Source organism: Pseudomonas sp. BLCC-B112, from assembly GCF_028550695.1.
GTDB lineage: Bacteria > Pseudomonadota > Gammaproteobacteria > Pseudomonadales > Pseudomonadaceae > Aquipseudomonas > Aquipseudomonas danubii.
In genome coordinates this window covers 20438-41212 of the sequence record NZ_JAQQGK010000010.1, presented here as the reverse complement: position 1 = coordinate 41212, position 20775 = coordinate 20438, and the positions used below count along the sequence as shown (strand labels likewise).

Annotated in this window: 16 protein-coding genes; 10 read left to right on the top strand and 6 right to left on the bottom strand. The window is 64.3% G+C overall.

What is annotated here, in order from left to right:
- Positions 1–33: 33 nt before the first annotated feature.
- Positions 34–783: an ArsR/SmtB family transcription factor gene (locus PQT43_RS24190; RefSeq protein ID WP_110653449.1), complete on the top strand. Its 750-nt coding sequence runs from the start codon at positions 34–36 to the stop codon at positions 781–783.
- 71 nt (positions 784–854) lie between these two features.
- On the opposite strand, the gene PQT43_RS24185 is transcribed toward PQT43_RS24190, so the two are convergent.
- Positions 855–4457 (bottom strand): transporter substrate-binding domain-containing protein, encoded by a 3603-nt coding sequence (locus PQT43_RS24185; protein ID WP_272754802.1) that lies wholly within the window; start codon positions 4455–4457, stop codon positions 855–857.
- A gap of 337 nt (positions 4458–4794) precedes the next feature.
- On the opposite strand from PQT43_RS24185, the gene PQT43_RS24180 reads away from it, so the two are divergent.
- From PQT43_RS24180 to PQT43_RS24145, 8 genes are all read left to right on the top strand, one after another.
- Positions 4795–6003 carry an EAL domain-containing response regulator gene (locus tag PQT43_RS24180; RefSeq protein ID WP_102879805.1) on the top strand — a complete coding sequence of 403 codons (1209 nt, stop codon included), beginning with the start codon at positions 4795–4797 and terminating at the stop codon, positions 6001–6003.
- 90 nt (positions 6004–6093) lie between these two features.
- Entirely contained in the window at positions 6094–6594 is a 501-nt protein-coding gene (locus PQT43_RS24175; protein WP_272754800.1) for an AAA family ATPase, read from the top strand.
- A 492-nt stretch (positions 6595–7086) separates the two neighbouring features.
- Positions 7087–8496: a circularly permuted type 2 ATP-grasp protein gene (locus tag PQT43_RS24170; RefSeq protein WP_102879803.1), complete on the top strand. Its 1410-nt coding sequence runs from the start codon at positions 7087–7089 to the stop codon at positions 8494–8496.
- 3 nt (positions 8497–8499) lie between these two features.
- Positions 8500–9450 carry an alpha-E domain-containing protein gene (locus tag PQT43_RS24165; protein ID WP_102864395.1) on the top strand — a complete coding sequence of 317 codons (951 nt, stop codon included), beginning with the start codon at positions 8500–8502 and terminating at the stop codon, positions 9448–9450.
- The gene (locus PQT43_RS24160; RefSeq protein ID WP_102879802.1) at positions 9447–10244 is read left to right on the top strand and encodes a transglutaminase family protein; all 798 of its coding nucleotides are present in this window, start codon (positions 9447–9449) and stop codon (positions 10242–10244) included. The genes PQT43_RS24165 and PQT43_RS24160 overlap by 4 nt, the downstream gene beginning before the upstream one ends.
- Positions 10245–10426: 182 nt before the next feature.
- Entirely contained in the window at positions 10427–11593 is a 1167-nt protein-coding gene (locus PQT43_RS24155) for a DUF1624 domain-containing protein (RefSeq protein WP_267269892.1), read from the top strand.
- Positions 11594–11734: 141 nt separating this feature from the next.
- On the top strand, positions 11735–12955 hold the full coding sequence (locus PQT43_RS24150) for a putative DNA modification/repair radical SAM protein (RefSeq protein ID WP_102879800.1): 1221 nt from the start codon (positions 11735–11737) through the stop codon (positions 12953–12955).
- A complete protein-coding gene (locus PQT43_RS24145; RefSeq protein ID WP_267269893.1) occupies positions 12952–13788 on the top strand; it encodes a TIGR03915 family putative DNA repair protein in 837 nt (278 codons plus the stop codon). Before PQT43_RS24150 ends, PQT43_RS24145 begins: the two co-directional genes overlap by 4 nt.
- A gap of 52 nt (positions 13789–13840) precedes the next feature.
- Here PQT43_RS24145 and PQT43_RS24140 read toward each other — a convergent pair whose 3' ends face one another.
- The 5 genes from PQT43_RS24140 to PQT43_RS24120 all read right to left on the bottom strand — a co-directional run bounded on the left by PQT43_RS24140 (position 13841) and on the right by PQT43_RS24120 (position 20087).
- Positions 13841–14860 carry a branched-chain amino acid aminotransferase gene (locus PQT43_RS24140; RefSeq protein WP_015635266.1) on the bottom strand — a complete coding sequence of 340 codons (1020 nt, stop codon included), beginning with the start codon at positions 14858–14860 and terminating at the stop codon, positions 13841–13843.
- Between the two features lie 223 nt (positions 14861–15083).
- Entirely contained in the window at positions 15084–16475 is a 1392-nt protein-coding gene (lpdA, locus tag PQT43_RS24135) for a dihydrolipoyl dehydrogenase (RefSeq protein ID WP_213666177.1), read from the bottom strand.
- Positions 16476–16492: 17 nt separating this feature from the next.
- Entirely contained in the window at positions 16493–17791 is a 1299-nt protein-coding gene (locus tag PQT43_RS24130; protein WP_047303845.1) for a dihydrolipoamide acetyltransferase family protein, read from the bottom strand.
- Positions 17792–18850: an alpha-ketoacid dehydrogenase subunit beta gene (locus PQT43_RS24125; RefSeq protein WP_047303847.1), complete on the bottom strand. Its 1059-nt coding sequence runs from the start codon at positions 18848–18850 to the stop codon at positions 17792–17794.
- A 1-nt stretch (position 18851) separates the two neighbouring features.
- Complete coding sequence (locus tag PQT43_RS24120) at positions 18852–20087, bottom strand: 3-methyl-2-oxobutanoate dehydrogenase (2-methylpropanoyl-transferring) subunit alpha (RefSeq protein ID WP_267269894.1); 1236 nt, start codon at positions 20085–20087, stop codon at positions 18852–18854.
- 196 nt (positions 20088–20283) lie between these two features.
- Between PQT43_RS24120 and bkdR the strand changes: the two genes are divergently transcribed.
- On the top strand, positions 20284–20772 hold the full coding sequence (gene bkdR, locus PQT43_RS24115) for a Bkd operon transcriptional regulator BkdR (RefSeq protein ID WP_060838848.1): 489 nt from the start codon (positions 20284–20286) through the stop codon (positions 20770–20772).
- The last annotated feature ends 3 nt before the right edge of the window (positions 20773–20775 follow it).

The window sequence follows — 20775 nt, the reverse complement described above, 5'->3', positions numbered from 1 at the left end:
TTTTCGAAGACACGATTCGTCATGGAGCGAAATATGAATGTAGTGCAGAACGACCTGGGGGTATCCAACGTGGCGGCGGCCATCGCCGAGCCGGCCCGTACCCGGATGCTTTGTGCGCTGATGGATGGCCACGCCCGTACCAGCACCGAGCTGGCGGCGATTGCCGAGGTCAGCACTTCCACCGCCAGCGCCCACCTGGCCAAGCTCAGGGACGCCGGCCTGCTGCGGGTGCAGGTCCAGGGGCGGCACCGTTACTACGGCCTCGGCGATCCGCTGGTGGCCCAGGCCCTGGAGGCCCTGATGGTGATCGGCCAGGGCAGTACCTTCACCCCGCGTACCCCGGACCGCCTGCAATTTGCCCGCACTTGCTACGACCACCTGGCGGGCACTCTGGGGGTGCAGTTGCACGACCGGATGCTGGAAGCCGGCTGGTTGCTGATGGGAGAGGAGGGCGAGGACTACCGGGTCAGTGACAGTGGTGTCGAGTTCTTCCGCGGCCTGGACATCGACGTGGTCGAGCTGAGCAGGCTGCGCCGAAGCCTGGCCTGTCCGTGTCTGGACTGGAGCATGCGCAGTCCGCACCTGGCGGGCGCCTTGGGGGCGGCGCTGCTGCGGGTGCTGTTGCAGCGCAAATGGCTGAGGCAGGATGTGGACAGCCGAGCCCTGACCCTGACCGGCACCGGCGGGCGCTACATCAGCAAGTACTTCGGTATCGCCTTGATTCAGCCATCCAAGCCGCTGTCGGCATCGGCCAGTCTGGAGCTGCAAAGCCTGGGGGCCTGAACCCCGGCGGCTGGGCGGTAAGGGGCTATGGTGCGGTGCCCGAGTGTGCGATCAGCTGATGCCAGGGCTGCTCAATCGGGCACCACGGACTCCAGCAAGTCACGATCCAGCCCCACCATGGCCTGCTCCAAGCGCGTCAATGCCGTCTTGATCTGGCCGGCATTCGCGCCTTCGCGGCAGGCCTTCTCCAGGTATTCGCATTCATAGATCAGGGCCTGGGCATTGATGATCCGCGCCGCGCCGCGGATCCGGTGAGCCAGGTCGGTCACGCCTTTATTGTCGGGGTTGGCCAGCAACCCGCGGATCTGCTTCAAGTCCTGCTGGTTGCTCTGGTGCAAGCCCTTGAGCACCCGCTGAATGGAGGCTGGGTTGCCGCCGGTGAGGTGGTCCAGTTGCTGGATGTCGAAGCGCTCACTGTTGGCCTTGAGTTGCAAGCGGGGCAGGGCGGGCAGTTCTCGCAGACGGCGGTCCAGTTCCGGCAGGGCAATGGGCTTGAAGATGCATCCATTCATGCCGGCGTCCCGGCAACGCTGTTCCTCTTCGGGTTGGACGTTGGCGGTAAAGCCGAAGATCTGCACCGGTGGCCGGCCCTGGATCTGTTCGGCAACACGGATTTGTCGGGTCAGTTCATAGCCGTTCAGCACCGGCATGTTGCAGTCGGTGATCACCACGTCGAAGGTTTCCCGCTGCCAGACCTTGTAGGCTTCGGCGCCGTTCTGCGCCTGGCTCAATGAATAGTCCAGGAAGCGCAGTTGCTCGCACAGCAGTTGGCGATTGGCCTGGCTGTCGTCCACCACCAGGATATGCAGCGGTGCCCTGGCGGCGACCGACGGGGTGGCTTGCGTTACAGCAGGCGGGGCATCGGGCAGTGGGTCGAGGCGATTCAACTGCACCTGCACCCGGGCCAGGGTGCCGACGCCCGGCTGGCTCTCCAGACGCAGTTGGCCGCCCATCATTTCGCAGAGCGTGCGGCAGATCACCAGCCCCAGTCCGGTGCCCGAGCGGGCGTTCTGATGTTGCCCTGGCACCTGGCTGAAGGGCTGGAACAGCCGTTGCTGGTCGTCGGGATCGATGCCGATCCCGGTGTCCTTGACGGTCATCAGCAGGGGCAAAAGTTGCGCATCGTCACCCTCGGCCTGCAAACGGATCTGCACCCCGCCGTGTTCGGTGAACTTGATCGCATTGCTCAGCAGATTCGACAGCACCTGCTTGAAGCGCAATGGGTCCACCAGCACGTCGCCATTGACGCTGCTGTCCAGATCCAGCTCCAGGCGCAGGCCCTTTTGCCGGGCCAGGCCATCGAAGACCCGGAACACCGACTCCACCAGATCCCGCAGGTTGGCTCGTTCGGGGCTCAGGCTCAGGCGTCCGCTTTCGATCCGGGCGATGTCCAGGATGTCGCCGATCAACTCCAGCAGGCCCTGGGCCGAACTGTAGGCCACCTCGATCGAGCTGCGGTCGAGCTGGCCCTGGTCGGCACGCTTGAGGGCCAGTTCCAGCATGCCGATGACCGCGCTCATGGGGGTACGGATCTCATGGCTCATGGTGGCCAGGAAGGTGGTCTTGGCGCGGTTGGCCTTGTCGGCGTCGTTCTTGGCCTGGGTCAGCTCGTCCAGCAGTTGCTGGCGCTCACTGATGTCCAGCCAGCCGCCGATGATGCCGAGGATTTCGCCCTGGGCATTTCGATAGGGCAGCATCCAGTGGTAGATCTGCGTCCGCTGCCCGCGGATATGGACGGTGCGGTCGATCAGCAGCGGCGGGCCACCGTCGAGGATGCTTTGGAAATCTTTAGCGAACAGACTGGCTTCGGGCACCGCCAACTGTTCGAGGTTGCTGCCCAGCACGCTCTCGCGATCGGTGCCCATGGTCTTGAGATAGCTGTCATTGCAGATCACCAGGCGCCGCTCGAGGTCGCGCACGTAGATCGGATTCGGCGTGCCGTTGATCAGCGCGTCCATGAAGCGCATTTGATCGTTGAGCGCATGCTCGGCCCGTTCGCGCTGGCTGACCTGGCGGCGCATGGCATAGCCCCAGGCCAGGGCGATCAGCAGCAACAGCACGGAGACGGCACCCGCCAGGTAGAGGGTGGTGCGGTAGTCGCGCCAGGAAGGGGGGACGACAGCGGCCTTGGAGCGCCAACGATTATTGAGCTCGGTAATGGCGTCGGGAGAAATGCTGCGCAGGGACTTGTCGATGATGCTGAACAGCTCCAGTTGGTCCCTGCGCACGCCGAAGGATTCGTTCAGCAACGGCAGGTTCAGGGCTGATCGGACCTTGAGCTGGTCTTGCTTGATGCGCGGCAAGTTGAAACTGACGGCGATTTCCGCTTGCACCGCAGCATCGCCCTTGTGGTCGCGCAGCAGGGCCAGGGCTTCGAAGTTGGTTTGTACTTCTTTGATCCGGATCTGTGGATAGCGCTGGCGCAGCAGCGGCACCAGGGCATGGCCGCTGCCGATCAGCAGGGTCTTGCCGGCCATTTCCTCCAGGGTTTTCGGCGCATCGGGGGCGTCGCGAGTGATCAACATGTAGGGCCCGACCAGGTAGGGGCGGGTGAATTGCAAGTAGCCTTCGCGCTCGGGGTTGCGGGCTCGATCGGCCACCATCTGCACCCGGCCCTCGCGTACGGCGTTGTTGAGGTCCGTGAAGCTGGGCATGGCATCGATCTCGAAACTCAGCCCGGTCTTGGTCTCCAGCATGGCCAGCAGGTCGGAGGTAATCCCCAGGTAATTGCCCTCGGCGTCGAAGTAGGACATCGGTGGCAGATAGCGGTGAATGCCGATGCGCACCACGGGGTTGTTTTCGATCCAGCGTTGTTCGTCGGCAGTGAGATCGGTTTTTTCCATGCTCAGCAGCAGGCGGTCGCCCCAGCGATTGCGGATGCTGATGTCCTGCTCCTTGTGGATCGCTTGCAGTGCACTGTCGATCAGGCGTTGCAACTGCTGGTTGTCCGGGTTCACGGCGAAGGCGAAACCCGGGATGCTCGCGGGGCCGCTATAGATGATCCGCAGGTAGTCGCTGTAGTTGCGCGAGATCAGGAACTGCGCCGAGACCGCATCGCTGAGCAGCACATCGGCATCACCGAAGGCCACGGCGGCCATGGCGGCATCCGTGTTGTCGTAGCCTTCGATCTGTGCCTTGGGGTACATGGCCTGGGCAACGGGCAGGCTGATGGTGTCCAGGGAAATGGCCAGGCGGCGTCCCTGCAAGCCGTTTTTCAGTGATGGAGAGTCCCCGAGGCGGGCCACCAGCGTCGGGCGATTGACCAGGTAGCGTTGGCTGCGCAGGAGCTGACGTTGCTGGGCATCGACCGGTGTCACGCTGCCCATGAAGTCGATCTCACCCTTGGCCAGGGCCTTGAAGACCTGTTCGCGGTTGTCATAGGCGCGGACGCTGATCTTCACCCTCAGAGCGTCCGCCAGCAGGCCGATGTAGTCTGCGGTGATGCCTTCGTATTCCCTGGACTCGTTGACCATCTCCAGCGGTGGCAGGTTCTGCTGCGAGGTGCCCAGCACCAGTTCGCGCTTGTTGCGCAGCCATTGCCAATCATCGTTGGTCAAGGACAATTCATGGTGGTGGGGTGATTCATAGTTGAGCAGTTGCAAGGGAGTTGCGGTGTCTCCCAAGGCGGGAAAACATGCCAGCCATATCAGCGTTGGCAGGAGGAAGCGGGGCATCGGGGCTCCTGATCGAAGAACGGCACAAGGATGAGTCGAGGAGGAACTGGGCTGGCTGAGTTGACCGCCGCACAAGGGCTGATCGTCAATGCTGGATATCAATATAGATCAAGGATGAGCGCGAAACGGGCCTATTTTCCTGAGTTGCTCGGGCTTGGGCAAGCCCGTCGAGGCTGGCGGACCGAAGGTAGGGGCTTTGTCTTGACCCGCGTTCGGTTGGCGATACGCTTGTGTCTATCTGCACCCTTGCGATACTTCTGTCGGTTAGTGCCACAGAAGGTGCCAAGCGATCCGTTATCGGGCCCCTCGGCAGTCGCCGCTCACCCTGGAGCCGCGCGTGAATACCCTGAAAATATTGGTGCTTGAAGACCATCCGGTGCAGCAACTGCTGGCCCTGGAGCAGTTGCGACGCCTGGATGTAGCTCAGCCATTGGCGGCGTCCGATGGGGACAGTGCCCTGAACCTGCTGCGTGAGCGCGGTGCGGCGGACATCGTGCTCTGCGACTTGCAGATGTCGGGCATGGACGGCCTGGAGTTCTTGCGGCGGGCCAGTGAGGAGCAATTGGTGCGGGCCGTGATTCTCTACAGCCTGATTGAGTCCGATCTGCGTCGCGCAGTGTTGCAGATGATCAGCCTGCATGGGTTGATCGTCCTGGGGGACGTGGGCAAGCCGGCGGACCTGGAAGCCCTGCAGGCGATGCTCGAACTGTATCAGCAGCGCCACCAGCAACAGGTTCCGGCGCCGTCCCGGCACTTCGCCCCGGTGAGCCTTGAAGACCTGCAGCGGGGGGTCGAGCAGGGCCAGTTCGTCGCCTACTACCAGCCCAAGTTCGACCTGCGCCACGCCAGTTGCTGTGGCGCCGAAGTGCTGATGCGTTGGTGCCATCCCGAGCGCGGGGTCCTGGCGCCGGCGGCCTTTCTCGATGAGCTGGAGGCCGCAGGCCTGCTGGACGAGGTTCTCCACCAGCAGCTTGACCAGAGCATGGCCCTGCAGCGCCGACTGCTGGACCAGGGTGAAGAACTGGAGCTGGCGTTCAACCTGATGCCCCGACAACTGGCCAGCGGGGACATCGTCAGGCACATCCGCCAGGCCATCGACCGGCATCAGGTTCCACCGCGGTTGCTGACGTTCGAAATCACCGAGGTGGGCCTGGTGCAGGCGCCGGCCATCAGCCTGGAAAACCTGGTGCGCCTGCGGATGATGGAGTGCAACCTGGCCATCGACGACTTCGGCGCCGGCTACTCCTCCTTGCAGCGCCTGTGCGAACTGCCGTTCAACCAGATCAAGCTCGATGCGCATTTTGTCCGTGAACTGGTGCGTCAGCCCCGCTGTCGCGCGGTGGTCGGTGCCTCCCTGGCCTTAGCCAGCAACCTGGAAATGTGCCTGGTGGTGGAGGGGGTGGAAACCCAGCTCGAACGGCGCCTGCTGCTGGAAATAGGCTGCGTCATGGCCCAGGGGTACTGGTACGCCCGACCGATGTCGGAAAGCGCACTGTTGTCCTGGCCGCGAAGCATCCCGGCCGAGCAACCTGCAGTGTTTCCCTGACACTGCTCTGCGGTGTCGGAGGGGCCCGCGCTGGACGTCGACGGCGATTGCGTTGAAGCTTGCCCTCCAACGTTCCAGCCAGGGCCATGCATGCTCATCGTATTCAGCGGATTGCCGGGCTCCGGCAAGACCACCATCGCTCGCACCCTGGCTCCCCACTTGGGAGCCACCTACCTGCGTATCGACAGCATCGAGCAGGCCCTGCGCGATGCCGGCCTGGCAGAGGTCGGCAAGGCCGGTTACCAGATCGCCCTGCAACTGGCCGAGGCCAATCTGGCCCTGGGCAACCCGGTGCTGGCCGATTGCGTCAATCCCGTGGCCGAAAGTCGCCAGGCCTGGAGCGATCTGGCGCAGCGACTGGGAGTGCTCCTGCTGGATGTCGAGGTGATCTGTTCCGACCCCCGGGAACATCGACGGCGGGTCGAGACCCGGCAGGTGGATGTGCCGGGGCTGCAGGCGCCCAGTTGGCAGTCGGTACTCGATCACGACTACCAGGCCTGGGCGGAGTCGCCCTTGCGCCTGGACAGTGCGAGCCTGTCGCCGCAGCAGGCGGTGGCGCTGATCCTGGCTCGGTTGCCGGTGCGCAGCTGACGGCCGACCGGCCAATCCTCGCTGTGGCCAGTCAATGCCTTGAACCTCGATGGTGCGCTGGCGGTCAGTGTTCAGGGGCCGCTGCTGGCCAGTGCGCGCCATATTGCCGGCAAAGCTCCCGATAACGGGGCAAAAAAATCCTCCCTGGGGCTTTGTGCACCGATTCAGCCCGCAACCGTTTGCCATGACTCGGGCAGGGTCCCCATGGGCGTCCCCAAGACCGCTTCCTGGTGGGGATATATGTCTCTTTTATGAATGTATTTGTCGTCATTTGTGGGGTTTTTCAGACCATATGCCGCAGTGGCCGTGGTTTGGGCATTTGCGGCATAGCCTTTGCTACCGCTCTGTGAAGCGGGCGGCAGGGGCCGTCCGACCGTGGGCCCAGGAGGTGCTCGCACACAGGGGAACTATCATCCCTTCTAGGTTAAAGCCGGGTCACGCACACACAGGGTTCAAATAAAAAGCCGTTCATATCACGGCAAGGAGTTGGCTATGTCCCGCGCTTTTTTCGATGAAATGTACGCTGCCAGCGGCACCTGTCGACCACACTACGAAGCGTTCGCCCGTTGGCTGGCGGACACGCCCCTGGAGCTGCTGGACCAGCGTCGGCGTGAAGCCGACCTGTTGTTCCACCGCGCCGGTATCACCTTCACCCTGTACGGCGACGAACAGGGCACTGAACGCCTGATTCCCTTCGACATCATTCCCCGCAGCATCAAGGCCAGCGAGTGGCGCACGGTGGAGCGCGGCTGCGTGCAGCGGGTCCAGGCGCTGAACCTGTTCCTGGCGGATATCTATCACGGCCAGCGGATCATCAAGGAAGGCATCATTCCCGCCGAGCAGGTGCTGGCCAACGAAGGCTATCAGGTGGCCATGCAGGGCCTGGACCTGCACCGGGGCACCTACGCCCATATCGCCGGGGTCGATCTGGTGCGCGACGGCGATGGCAGCTACTACGTGCTGGAGGACAACCTGCGCACCCCCAGCGGCGTGAGCTACATGCTTGAAGACCGCAAGATGATGATGCGTCTGTTTCCCGAGTTGTTTGCCGCCCAGCGCATTGCCCCCATCGATCATTATCCCAACCTGTTGCTGGACACCCTGAAGAGCTCCAGCCCCCTGGACAACCCGACGGTGGTGGTGCTGACCCCGGGACGTTTCAACAGTGCCTATTTCGAGCACGCGTTCCTCGCCCGGGAAATGGGCGTGGAACTGGTGGAAGGCGCCGACCTGTTCGTGCGTGACGACCGGGTGTTCATGCGCACCACGGCCGGCGCCCAGGCGGTGGACGTGATCTACCGTCGGCTGGACGATGCCTACCTCGATCCGCTGTCATTCAATCCGGACTCCATGCTCGGGGTGCCCGGGCTGATCGCCGCCTATCGCTGCGGCAATGTGGTGCTGGCCAACGCCGTGGGCACCGGGGTCGCCGACGACAAGTCGATCTATCCCTATGTGGACGCAATGATCCGCTTCTACCTGAGCGAAGAACCGATCCTCAAGAACGTGCCCACCTGGCAGTGCCGCAAGCCCGCCGAGCTGTCCCATGTGCTGGCCAACCTGCCGGACCTGGTGGTCAAGGAAACCCAGGGCTCCGGCGGCTACGGCATGCTGGTAGGGCCGGCGGCCACCGCAGCCGAGATCGAAGAATTCCGCACCCGCCTCAAGGCTCGCCCCGAGGCTTACATCGCCCAGCCGACCCTGTCCCTGTCCACCTGCCCGACTTTTGTCGAAAGCGGCATCGCCCCGCGGCACATCGACCTGCGGCCGTTCGTACTCTCCGGCCGGGAAACCCGCCTGGTGCCCGGCGGCCTGACCCGCGTGGCGCTGCGCGAAGGCTCGCTGGTGGTGAACTCGTCCCAGGGCGGCGGCACCAAAGACACCTGGGTAGTGGAGGACTGAACCATGCTCTCAAGAACCGCTGCGGACCTGTACTGGATGTCCCGCTACCTGGAGCGCGCCGAGAACCTGGCACGCATGCTCGAGGTCAGTTATTCGCTGTCGCTGATGCCCCAGGCCGGGCGCGGTGACGGCCATGCCGAACTGGCCATGTCGTTGCTGGCGGCCGGCACCCTGGATGACTACAACCAGCGCTACGGTGAACTGAACACCGAGCGCATGCTGCACTTTTTCGCCCTCGACGAGACCAACCCGGGGAGCATCTACTGCTGCCTGCGGGCGGCCCGCAGCAATGCTCACGCGGTGCGCGGGCGGATCACCGCGGACATGTGGGAGAACATCAACGCCACCTGGCTGGAGATGCGCAACATCGCCCGCAACGGCCTGGGGCGCTACGGCATCAGCCAGTTCTGCGAGTGGGTCAAGGAGCGTTCGCACCTGTTCCGCGGCGCAACCGCCGGCACCATCATGCGCAACGACGCCTATCGCTTCATTCGCCTGGGGACCTTTATCGAGCGCGCCGACAACACCCTGCGCCTGCTCGACGCACGCTATGAAATGTTCGGCGAGGAGTCCGAGGAAGTCAGCGATAACTCGGCCCGGGGCTATTACCAGTGGAGCGCCTTGCTCCGTGCCTTGTCGTCCTTCGAAGCGTTCAACGAGATCTACCGCAATGCCCCGGGGGCCGAGCAGGTGTCCGAGATGCTGCTGTTGCGCGCCGATGTACCGCGCTCCCTGCATGCCTGCGTCGAGGAGCTGGACCAGCTCCTGGCCACCTTGCCGGGGGACAACGGACGCCCGGCCCAGCGCCTGGCCGCCGAACTGAACGCGCGCCTGCGCTATACCGGGATCAACGAGATTCTCGATTCCGGCCTGCACCAGTGGCTGACCGATTGCATCGGGCAGATCCGCCACCTGGGGCAGACCGTGCATGAGTCCTATCTGGAGGTGGTATGAAACTGTCCATTCGTCACGACACGACCTACAGCTACGCCGATGAAGTCTGCACCAGCATCCAGTTCCTGCGGTTGACGCCCCAGGACAGCCAGCGCCAGCAGGTCCTCCAATGGCACCTGGAGCTGCCACGGCAGGTGCGCGCCCAGCGCGATCCCTACGGCAATATCCTGCATGTCATGACCCTCGACGAGCCCCACGGCGCCATTGTCCTCACGGCCTTTGGCGAAGTGCAGATCGATGGCACGCGGGAAGTGGAGGGCGACAGCCAGTCGCCGCTGCCGTTCCTGCGTTGCAGCCACCTGAGCAAGGCGGACTCGGCCCTTTGCGACTTTGCCCGGCGCCATTGCGGCGAGCGCCGTGATCGCGCCGCGCTGATCGAGCTGATGCAGGCCCTGGCCGAGCACATGCCCTACAGCCCGGGCGCCACCGGGGTTGGCAGTACCGCGGCCGAAGCCTTTGCCGGCGGTGCCGGGGTCTGCCAGGACCATACCCACGCCTTCCTGGCCTGCGCCCGCAGCCTGGGGATTCCCGCGCGCTACGTCTCCGGCTACCTGTGCACCGAGGACGCCAGCCACCTGGCCAGCCATGCCTGGGCCGAAGCCTGGCTCGACGACGGCTGGTACAGCTTCGACGTGACCAATCGCCTGGCGCGACCCGAGCGTCACCTGAAACTGGCGGTGGGCCTGGACTACCTGGATGCCTGCCCGGTGCGCGGCATGCGTCGCGGGGGAGGGGCCGAACAGATGCAGGCCCGGGTCCAGGTCAGTTCCATGGTGCAGTTCCAACATCAGTAACGCCGCGCAGCGTCGCCGCCCATGCCCTGGCCGGGCGCGGCGCTACGGGTCGATTGTTGCCTGGGGCCGTGACCACAGCTAAGGAGTTTTGGATCGACAGGCAGATGTTATAAAGTAACGGCCGATTTGCCGGGCGCGAGACCGGCACCGTCCCTTTGAACCTGACGCTGCGATCCCTCCTTATGAGTTCTTTACCCAACCCTCCCGCGAGCCTCGGCACCCGGCTGCTGAGTATCGATGCCCTGCGCGGCCTGGTGATGCTGTTCATGCTACTGGACCATGTGCGGGAAACCTTCTTCCTGCACCGGCAGGTGAGCGATCCCATGGACGTGGCCACCACCGAGCCCGGGCTATTTGTCAGCCGCACCCTGGCACACCTGTGCGCGCCGGTGTTTGTCCTGCTGACCGGGCTTTCGGCTTACCTGTTTGCCCAGAAGCACGGCCATCGGGCCGAGGCCAGCGCTTTCCTGTTCAAGCGTGGGTTGTTCCTGGTGGTGCTGGAGCTGACCCTGGTGAACTTCGCCTGGACCGGACAGGTTCCGCCGACGCTGATCTATCTGCAGGTGATCTGGGTCATCGGCCTGAGCATGCTGGCGCTGTCGGCCCTGTTGTGGCTGCCTCGGGCGCTGTTGTTGGGCCTGAGCCTGCTGCTGATCGGCGGGCACAATCTGCTGGATGGGCTGCATTTCGCCCCGGGCGAGGCGCTGCACGTGCCTTGGGCGATCCTGCATGACCGCGGCTGGATCGAATGGGGCGAAGGGCTGCGTCTGCGGACCTCCTATCCGCTGCTGCCATGGATCGGTGTGATCGGCCTGGGTTATGCCCTGGGGCCCTGGTTCGCCCGCGAAGCCGAGGCCGCTCAGCGACAGCAGCGTCTGTTGCGATGGGGGCTGGCGGCGCTGGCGGGGTTCATCGTGCTGCGGCTGCTTAACGGCTATGGCGAGCGGCCCTGGGTCAGTGGCGAGACCTGGGTGCAAACCCTGATGAGCTTTTTCAACATCACCAAGTACCCGCCGTCGCTGCTGTTCATCGCCCTGACCCTGGGCGCCGGGCTGCTTCTGCTGCGGGCCCTGGAGCGGCGGCAGGACAGCGGTTTGATCCGGGTGCTCGGCGTATTTGGCGCGGCGCCGATGTTCTTCTACCTGTTGCACTTGTATGTGCTCAAGGGCCTGTATCTGCTGGCCGTGGCGCTGCTGGGACGCAATCAAGGGGCCTATTTTGGCTTCGATTGGCTGGGCTGGCTGTGGCTGATCACGTTGCTTCTGGCCTTGATCCTGTACCCGCCGGTGCGGGGCTTCGCCCGACTCAAGGCCCGGCGCCGCGACCTGGCCTGGCTGAAGTACTTCTAAGGGGCCAGTCCCTGGCTGCCTGCGCCGGATTGCTGGCGCAGGCAGGGCAATCAGCGTTTTTTTGCCGGCGCCGATAAACACCGCTTGAACGGCATGGGGCACTCTCTGTACTGTATATAAAAACAGTATTCGAGCCTCGCCATGCAACTGATCGACAAGCTGAGCATCCTCGCCGACGCCGCCAAGTACGACGCTTCCTGCGCCAGCAGCGGCGCGCCCAAGCGCAGTTCCGAAGGCAAGAGCGGGTTGGGTTCGAGCAATGGCATGGGCATCTGCCACAGCTATACGCCGGACGGACGCTGCGTCTCGCTGCTCAAGGTGCTGCTGACCAATTTCTGCCTGTATGACTGCCAGTACTGCGTCAACCGCCGCTCCAGCGATGTGCCCCGGGCCCGTTTCAGCCCCGAGGAAGTGGTGCGCCTGACCCTGGATTTCTACCGGCGCAATTGCGTCAGCGGGCTGTTCCTCAGCTCCGGGATCATTCGCTCGGCGGACTACACCATGGAGCAGTTGGTGCAGGTGGCGAGGCTGTTGCGTGAAGAGCACGAGTTCCGCGGCTACATCCACCTCAAGACCATTCCCGACGCCGACCCGCTGCTGATCGAGCAAGCCGGGCGCTATGCCGACCGCCTCAGCGTCAATGTCGAGCTGCCCACTGACCAGGGCCTCAAGACCCTGGCCCCGGAAAAACACCTGGGCTCGATCAAGCAGGCCATGGGCACCATCTATACCGGCGAGCAGACCGTGCGCAACGAGCCCCGGGCGCCGCGTTTCGCCCCGGCCGGGCAGAGCACCCAGATGATCGTCGGTGCCGACGACACCGATGACAGCACCATTCTCCACAGCGCCGAGGCGCTGTACGGCAATTTCCGCCTGCGCCGGGTCTATTACTCGGCATTCAGCCCGATCCCCAACAGCCCGAAAAGCGTGCCCCTGGCCGCGCCGCCGCTGATGCGCGAGCACCGCCTGTATCAGGCCGACTTCCTGCTGCGCGGCTATGGCTTCAGCGCCAACGAACTCTTCAAGGGGCCGGGGCACCTGGCCCTGGATATCGACCCCAAGCTGGCCTGGGCGCTGGAGAACCGCAACCTGTTTCCCCTGGACCTGAACCGCGCCGAGCCGGCGCTGATCTCACGCATTCCGGGGATCGGCCTGCGTACTACCCAGCGCCTGGTGGAACTGCGTCGCGAGCGACGCATCCGCTTCGAGGACCTGGCGCGCATGCGCTGTGTGCTGAGCAAGGCCAAGCCGTTCTTCATCACCAGCGACTATCACCCGCAGCAGGCGGAAACCAGCAGTGCGCTGCTCTACCAGCAACTGCGGGACCGGCCGCAACCGCAGCAGATGGGGCTCTGGGGATGATCAGCCTGGACTGCGACGACCTGTTCGACACCTGGCGCCAGCAGGCGCGCTGGCTGCTCAGCCATTCCATCGATCCGAGTCGGGTCAGTTGGGCCGGGACCCGGGAGGCCGACCTCTTTGCCAGCGACGAGAGCTGCCCCGAACAGCCCGGACCGTTTCGCGCGCGCATTCCCCAGGCCCTGCTGGAGCTGTTGCAGCGGGCTGCCTGCTATCGCGGCGAGCAGCGCTGGAGCCTGCTCTACGAGGTGCTGTGGCGAGTCAGCCATGGCGACCGCACGGCCATGCTCAGCGGCGATCAACTGGGCAGCGAGTTGCAGCGGCGGATCAAGCAGGTGGACCGCGAGGCCCATCACCTGCATGCCTTCGTGCGCTTCGTCAGGCTGCCCGAGGGCCGCTCATCCCTGGCCGAGCAACCCGAATACGTGGCCTGGCACGAACCGGTCCACGACATCCTGGCCCAGGCCAGCCGGCACTTCATCGGACGCATGGGGCGCCACCGCTGGATGATCGCTACGCCCCGGGACGGGGTGTATTTCGACGGCGAGCAACTGCACCATCAGCGCCAGTGCCCCGCTGGTTGGCAGCAACTGGCCCAGGCCGGCGACGACCCCGGAGGCGAGCTGTGGCTGGCCTACTACAGCCACATCTTCAACCCGGCGCGGCTCAACCCCAAGGTCATGCAGGGGCATTTGCCGACCCGGTTCTGGAAGCACCTGCCGGAGGGACCGCTGATTCCGGCGCTGATCAGCGAAGCGCGCCACGGCAAGCAGCGCGACGGCCAGGCCAGCCAGGTGGCGGCGCGGCGCGGCAAGCGGATTGGCGGCGGGCAATAAAAAGCCCGCCCCTGGCAAGCAGGGGCGGGCTGGGGTGCAGCAGGGGGGCGAATCAGACCTTGACGATCCAGCCCGCTGGCGCTTCCACGTCGCCGGTCTGCACGCCGGTCAGCTCTTTGTAGAGCTTCTGGGTGATCGGGCCGACGTCTTTTTCGCTGTAGAACACGTGCAGCTTGTCCTGGTACTGGATGCCGCCGATCGGCGTGATCACCGCGGCAGTACCGCAGGCACCGGCTTCCTTGAAGTCCGAGAGCTTGTCGATGAACACGTCGCCTTCGACCACTTCCAGGCCCAGGCGGGTCTTGGCCAGCTCGATCAGCGACAGGCGGGTGATACCCGGCAGTACCGATGGCGAGTTGGGGGTGACGAATTTGTCGTCGTGGGTGATGCCGAAGAAGTTGGCCGAACCCACTTCCTCGATCTTGCTGTGGGTCAGCGGGTCGAGGTAGATACAGTCGGCGAAGCTAGCCTTCTTGGCCTGGGAGCCCGGCATCAGGCTGGCGGCGTAGTTGCCACCGACCTTGGCCGCGCCGGTGCCTTGTGGGGCGGCGCGGTCGTAGCTGGAGATCAGGAAGTTGTGCGGAGTCAGGCCGCCCTTGAAGTAGGCGCCGACCGGGATGGCGAAGATCGAGAAGATGAACTCCGGCGCGGTGCGCACGCCGATGTTGTCGCCGACGCCGATCACGAACGGACGCAGGTACAGCGCGCCGCCGGTGCCGTATGGCGGAATGAAACGCTCGTTAGCCTTGACCACGGCCTTGCAGGCTTCGATGAACTGTTCGGTGGACACCTGCGGCATCAGCAGGCGGGCGCAGCTGCGCTGCATGCGCGCGGCGTTCTGGTCCGGACGGAACAGGTTGATCGAGCCGTCCTTGCAGCGGTAGGCCTTGAGGCCTTCGAAGCATTGCTGACCGTAGTGCAGGGCGGTGGAGCCCTCGCTGATGTGCAGCACGTTGTCTTCGGTCAGGGTGCCTGCGTCCCACTCGCCGTTACGCCAGTGCGACAGATAGCGCTTGTCTGTCTTGATGTAGTCAAAACCCAGCTTGTCCCAATTGATGCTTTCGTTACCCATGACACCCTCTATCACTTAACAACCGCCGGAACGGCTTAAGGCTTCTGACGTTTTTTTGGATGGGCACAACAATACTGCATTCCGGGGGCTTACCGCATCCCCGTATTGAACCCTGTAACTGCTGCCGCAGGCTGCGATCGGCCTCGAAGAGGACGTGCTCTTGAGGCCCTCGGAAGGTCCTGCGGACCTTGTCGCAGCCTGCGGCAGCAGCTACAGGTTGTGTTTACAGGTGCAGGGCGTGCCCCAGTGCCCGCAGCGCCGCTTCCTGGACCGCTTCACCCAGGGTCGGGTGGGCGTGGATGGTGCCGCCGATGTCTTCCAGGCGCGCGCCCATTTCCAGGGATTGGCCGAACGCCGTGGACAATTCGGAGACACCGACTCCCACCGCCTGCCAGCCGACAATCAGGTGATTGTCACTTCGGGCCACCACCCGCACGAAACCGCTTTTCGATTCCAGGGTCATGGCCCGGCCATTGGCCGCGAACGGGAAGCTGCTGACGATGCAATCGAGGCCCGCGGCGCGGGCCTCGTCCGGGGTCTTGCCCACTACCACCAGTTCCGGGTCGGTGAAACACACCGCCGGGATCGCCGCCGGGTTGAACTCGCGGTGCTTGCCGGCGATCAGCTCGGCGACCATCTCGCCCTGGGCCATGGCTCGGTGGGCGAGCATCGGCTCGCCGCTGAGGTCACCGATGGCCCAGACGTTGCGCATGCTGGTCTGGCAGCGGTGGTCGATCTTGATCGCCGCGCCGTTCATGTCCAGGTTCAGGCTTTCCAGGTTCCAGCCCTGGGTGTTGGGTTTGCGACCCACGGCCACCAGCACCTGATCGGTGGCCAGGTTCAGGGTGTCGCCATTGGGCTCGCGCACCTGCAGGCTGCTGCTGGCGGCATCAAAGCCCAGCACGCTGTGCTTGAGGTAGAGCTTGATGCCCAGCTGCTTCACCGATTCCAGCACCGGCTGGGTCAGTTCCGCGTCATAGGCCGGCAGGATGCGTTCCTGGGCCTCGACCACGCTGACCTCGACCCCGAGCTTGCGGTAGGCGATGCCCAGTTCCAGGCCGATGTAGCCACCGCCGACCACGGTCAGGCGCTTGGGCAGGGTCTTGGGCGCCAGGGCCTCGGTGGAGGAGATGATCGGCCCGCCGATGGGCAGCATCGGCAGGTTGACGCTTTTCGAACCGGTGGCCAGCAGCAGGTGTTCGCACTGGATGCGAGTATCGGTGCCTTCGATCTCCACGGTCTTGCCGTCGATGACCTTGGCCCAGCCGTGAATCACCTGGACCTTGTTTTTCTTCAACAGCGCGGCGACCCCGGTGGTCAGACGGTCGACGATGCCATCCTTCCATTCCACGCTCTTGCCGATGTTCAAGGTCGGCGCCGCCACTTCGATGCCCAGGGCCGAGCCCTGGCTGTGGTGGCGAGTCTGGTGGAACTGCTCGGCCACATGAATCAGCGCCTTGGACGGGATGCAGCCGATGTTCAGGCAGGTACCGCCCAGGGCCTGGCCTTCCACCAGGATGGTTGAAATGCCCAGCTGGCCGGCACGGATCGCCGCCACATAGCCACCAGGACCGCCGCCGATGATCAGCAGCTGGGTATTGAGAGTCTGTTGCATGCCTGCTCCTCTGAAAGTCAGTCCACAAACAGCGTGGCGGGTTGTTCGAGCAGGCCGCGAATGGCCTGGATGAATTGCGCAGCGTCCATGCCGTCGACCACCCGGTGATCGAAGGAGCTGGAGAGGTTCATCATCTTGCGGATCACGATCTGGCCCTTGATCACCATCGGCCGTTCGACGATGCGGTTGACCCCGACAATCGCCACTTCCGGCAGGTTCAGCACCGGGGTGCTGACGATCCCGCCCAGGGCGCCGAGGCTGGTGAGGGTGATGGTGGAACCGGACAGTTCATCCCGGGCTGCCTTGCCACTGCGGGCGGCCTTGGCCAGGCGCGAGATTTCCTCGGCGTTGCCCCACAGGCTGCGGGCTTCGGCGTGACGCACCACCGGCACCATCAGGCCGACGTCGCTCTGGGTGGCGACCCCGACATGCACCGCGCCGTGGCGGGTGATGACCTGGGCTTCATCGTCGTAGCGCGCGTTGATCTGCGGGAAGTCGCGCAGGGCGACGACCATGGCCCGTACCAGGAACGGCAGCAGGGTCAGCTTGCCGCGGCTGGCACCGTGTTTTTCATTGAGGTGGATGCGCAGCTCTTCCAGGGCGGTGACGTCCACTTCCTCGACATAGCTGAAGTGTGCGGCGCGGTGCTTGGATTCCTGCATGCGCTGGGCGATCTTGCGGCGCATGCCAATCACCTGGATCTGCTCTTCGTCGTGGCGTTCGGCATAGCCTGTGCCCGGCGCCGAGTAGCCCTTGAGCGGCTGGCTGTCCTGGGCCAGGTAGGCCTCCAGGTCTTGGTGCAGGATGCGCCCGGCGGGGCCGCTGCCTTGCACCAGGCGCAGCTGGATGCCCAGGTCCAGGGCGTGCTTGCGCACGGCTGGCGAGGCCAGGGGGCGTTCGTCGGCCTGGCGCGCCACCGGCGCCTGGGGAGCAGGGCGGCAGGCGGCTTGGCTGGCGACGGCTTGTTCCACCTTCGGTGCTTCGACCACTGGCGCGGCAGCCGGCTTATTAATAGCTGCCGGCGCTTGTTGCGCCGGCGCGGCGGCCTGGGCGGACTCCTTGAGGTTGCCCGCGCCTTCGACTTCGATGCTGATGAGGATGCTGCCCACCGCCATCACTTCACCGGGTTCGCCGCCCAGGGAAATGACCGTGCCGTGCACTGGCGAGGGAATGTCCACCATCGCCTTGTCGGTCATCACGTCCGCCAGGACCTGGTCTTCAACCACCTGGTCGCCGACTTTTACGTGCCACTGCGCCAGTTCCACTTCCGCGATGCCTTCGCCGATGTCCGGCATCTTGATAACGTGCGTACCCATTCAGACCTCCATGACCCGTTGCAGCGCCGCGCCCACTCGGGACGGCCCTGGGAAATATGCCCACTCCTGCGCGTGGGGATACGGCGTATCCCAACCGGTGACGCGCTCGATCGGGGCTTCCAGGTGGTGGAAGCAGTGTTCCTGCACCAGCGACACCAGTTCGGCGCCGAAACCGCAGGTGCGGGTGGCTTCATGCACCACCACGCAACGGCCGGTCTTCTTCACCGACTTGACGATGGTGTCCAGGTCCAGCGGCCACAGGCTGCGCAGGTCGATGACCTCGGCGTCGATGCCGGTTTCCTCGGCCGCCACTTGCGACACATAGACGGTGGTGCCGTAGGTGAGGACGGTGACGTCCTTGCCTGGGCGGGCGATGGCTGCCACATCCAGCGGCACCTTGTAGTAGCCGTCCGGCACCTGGGCCGCCGGGTGTTTCGACCACGGAGTCACCGGGCGGTCGTGGTGGCCATCGAACGGGCCGTTGTACAGGCGCTTGGGTTCGAGAAAGATCACCGGGTCATCGTTTTCGATGGAGGCGATCAGCAGGCCCTTGGCGTCGTAGGGGTTGGACGGCATCACGGTGCGCAGGCCGCAGACCTGGGTGAACATCGCCTCGATGCTCTGACTGTGGGTCTGGCCGCCGTAGATGCCGCCACCGCAGGGCATGCGCAGGGTCATGGGCGCGGTGAACTGGCCGGCGGAGCGATAACGCAGGCGCGCGGCTTCGGAAATGATCTGGTCCGAGGCTGGGTAGACGTAGTCGGCGAACTGGATTTCCGCCACCGGGCGCAGGCCGTAGGCGCCCATGCCGATGGCCGCGCCGACGATGCCGCTTTCCGAGATCGGTGCGTCGAACACCCGCGAGGTGCCGTACTTGGCCTGCAGGCCCTCGGTGCAGCGGAACACGCCGCCGAAGTAACCGACGTCCTGGCCGAACACCACCACGTTGTCGTCACGCTCGAGCATCACATCCATGGCCGAGCGCAGGGCCTGGATCATGGTCATGGTGGTGGTGGTCATGGCGGTTTCCAGCTGGATATTGTTGTTGTGATCGTTCATGTCAGACCCCCAGTTCCTGGCGTTGACGTTTCAGGTGCTCGGGCATGTCCTTGTAGACATCCTCGAACATGGTCGCGGCGCTGGGAATCTGGCCGCCGGCGAGGGTGCCGTACTGCTCGGCTTCCTTCTGCGCGGCGATGACCTGGGCTTCGAGCTCGGCACTGACTGCGGCGTGTTCCTCTTCGGACCACTGGCCGATCTTGATCAGGTGCTGCTTGAGGCGGGCAATCGGATCGCCCAGGGGGAAGTGGCTCCAGTCGTCGGCCGGACGGTACTTCGACGGGTCGTCGGAAGTGGAGTGCGGGCCGGCGCGGTAGGTGACCCACTCGATCAGGGTCGGGCCGAGGTTGCGCCGGGCGCGTTCGGCGGCCCAGCGCGAGGCGGCGTAGACCGCGATGAAATCGTTGCCGTCGACCCGCAGGGAAGCGATGCCGCAGCCCACGCCGCGTCCGGCGAAGGTGGTGGCTTCACCGCCGGCAATGGCCTGGAAGGTGGAGATTGCCCACTGGTTGTTGACCACGTTGAGGATCACCGGCGCGCGATACACGTGGGCGAAGGTCAGGGCGGTGTGGAAGTCCGATTCGGCGGTGGCGCCGTCGCCGATCCAGGCCGAGGCGATCTTGGTATCGCCCTTGATGGCCGAGGCCATGCCCCAGCCCACGCCCTGCACGAACTGGGTCGCCAGGTTGCCGGAGATGGTGAAGAACCCGGATTCCTTCACCGAGTACATGATTGGCAGCTGGCGTCCCTTGAGCGGATCGCGCTCGTTGGACAGCAGTTGGCAAATCATTTCCACCAGCGGCACTTCCCGGGCCATCAGGATGCTTTGCTGGCGGTAGGTGGGGAAGCACATGTCGTCGATGTTCAGGGCCAGGGCCTGGGCGCTGCCGATGGCTTCTTCGCCCAGGCTCTGCATGTAGAAGGACATCTTCTTCTGGCGCTGGGCGACCACCATGCGGTTGTCGAAGATCCGCGTCTTGAGCATGGCGCGCATGCCCTTGCGCAGGATCTCCAGCGGCACGTCTTCAGCCCAGTCACCCAGGGCGTTGCCCTGATCGTCGAGCACACGGATCAGGCCGCGGGCCAGGTCGGCGCAGTCGGCAGGTTCGATATCGATGGGAGGTTTGCGGGCCAGGCCGGCGTCGTTCAGACGCAGGTAGGTGAAGTCGGTCTTGCAGCCGGGACGGCCCGAGGGTTCGGGAACGTGCAGGCGTAGCGGTGCATACGCTGTGGTCATGGCTTTCTACGCTCGATCTTGTGGATTTCTTGTAATTGGGCGCGCTAGCTGACAGTCATTCCCTGGGTAAGGGAAATCTTGTCCTACAAACATCATAGGCCGGGCGTAGAAGAATATTTATCTCTGTTTCATTGCGCTGGAAGTTATTTGCAGATAAAAAATCTGCATAAACATAAAAAACAGGTTGTTTTGTCTCATGCGCAAACTGGATCGTACCGACATCGGCATTCTCAACAGTCTTCAGGAGAATGCTCGCATCACCAACGCCGACCTCGCCCGTTCGGTGAACCTTTCGCCCACGCCGTGCTTCAACCGGGTCAAGGCCATGGAGGAGCTGGGGTTGATCCGCGAGCAGGTGACCCTGCTGGATGCCGACCTGTTGGGGCTGCACGTCAACGTGTTCATTCACGTCAGCCTGGAGAAACAGGTGGAAGAGGCCTTGCAGCACTTCGAAGAGGCCATCGCCGACCGCCCGGAAGTCATGGAGTGCTACCTGATGGCCGGCGACCCGGACTACCTGATCCGCGTGCTGGTGCCCACCATCCAGTCCCTGGAACGCTTCATGATGGACTTTCTGACCAAGGTGCCCGGGGTGGCCAATATCCGCTCCAGCTTCGCCCTCAAGCAGGTGCGCTACAAGACCGCGCTGCCACTGCCGGCCAACGGCCTGACCCTGGGCACCTGAGGG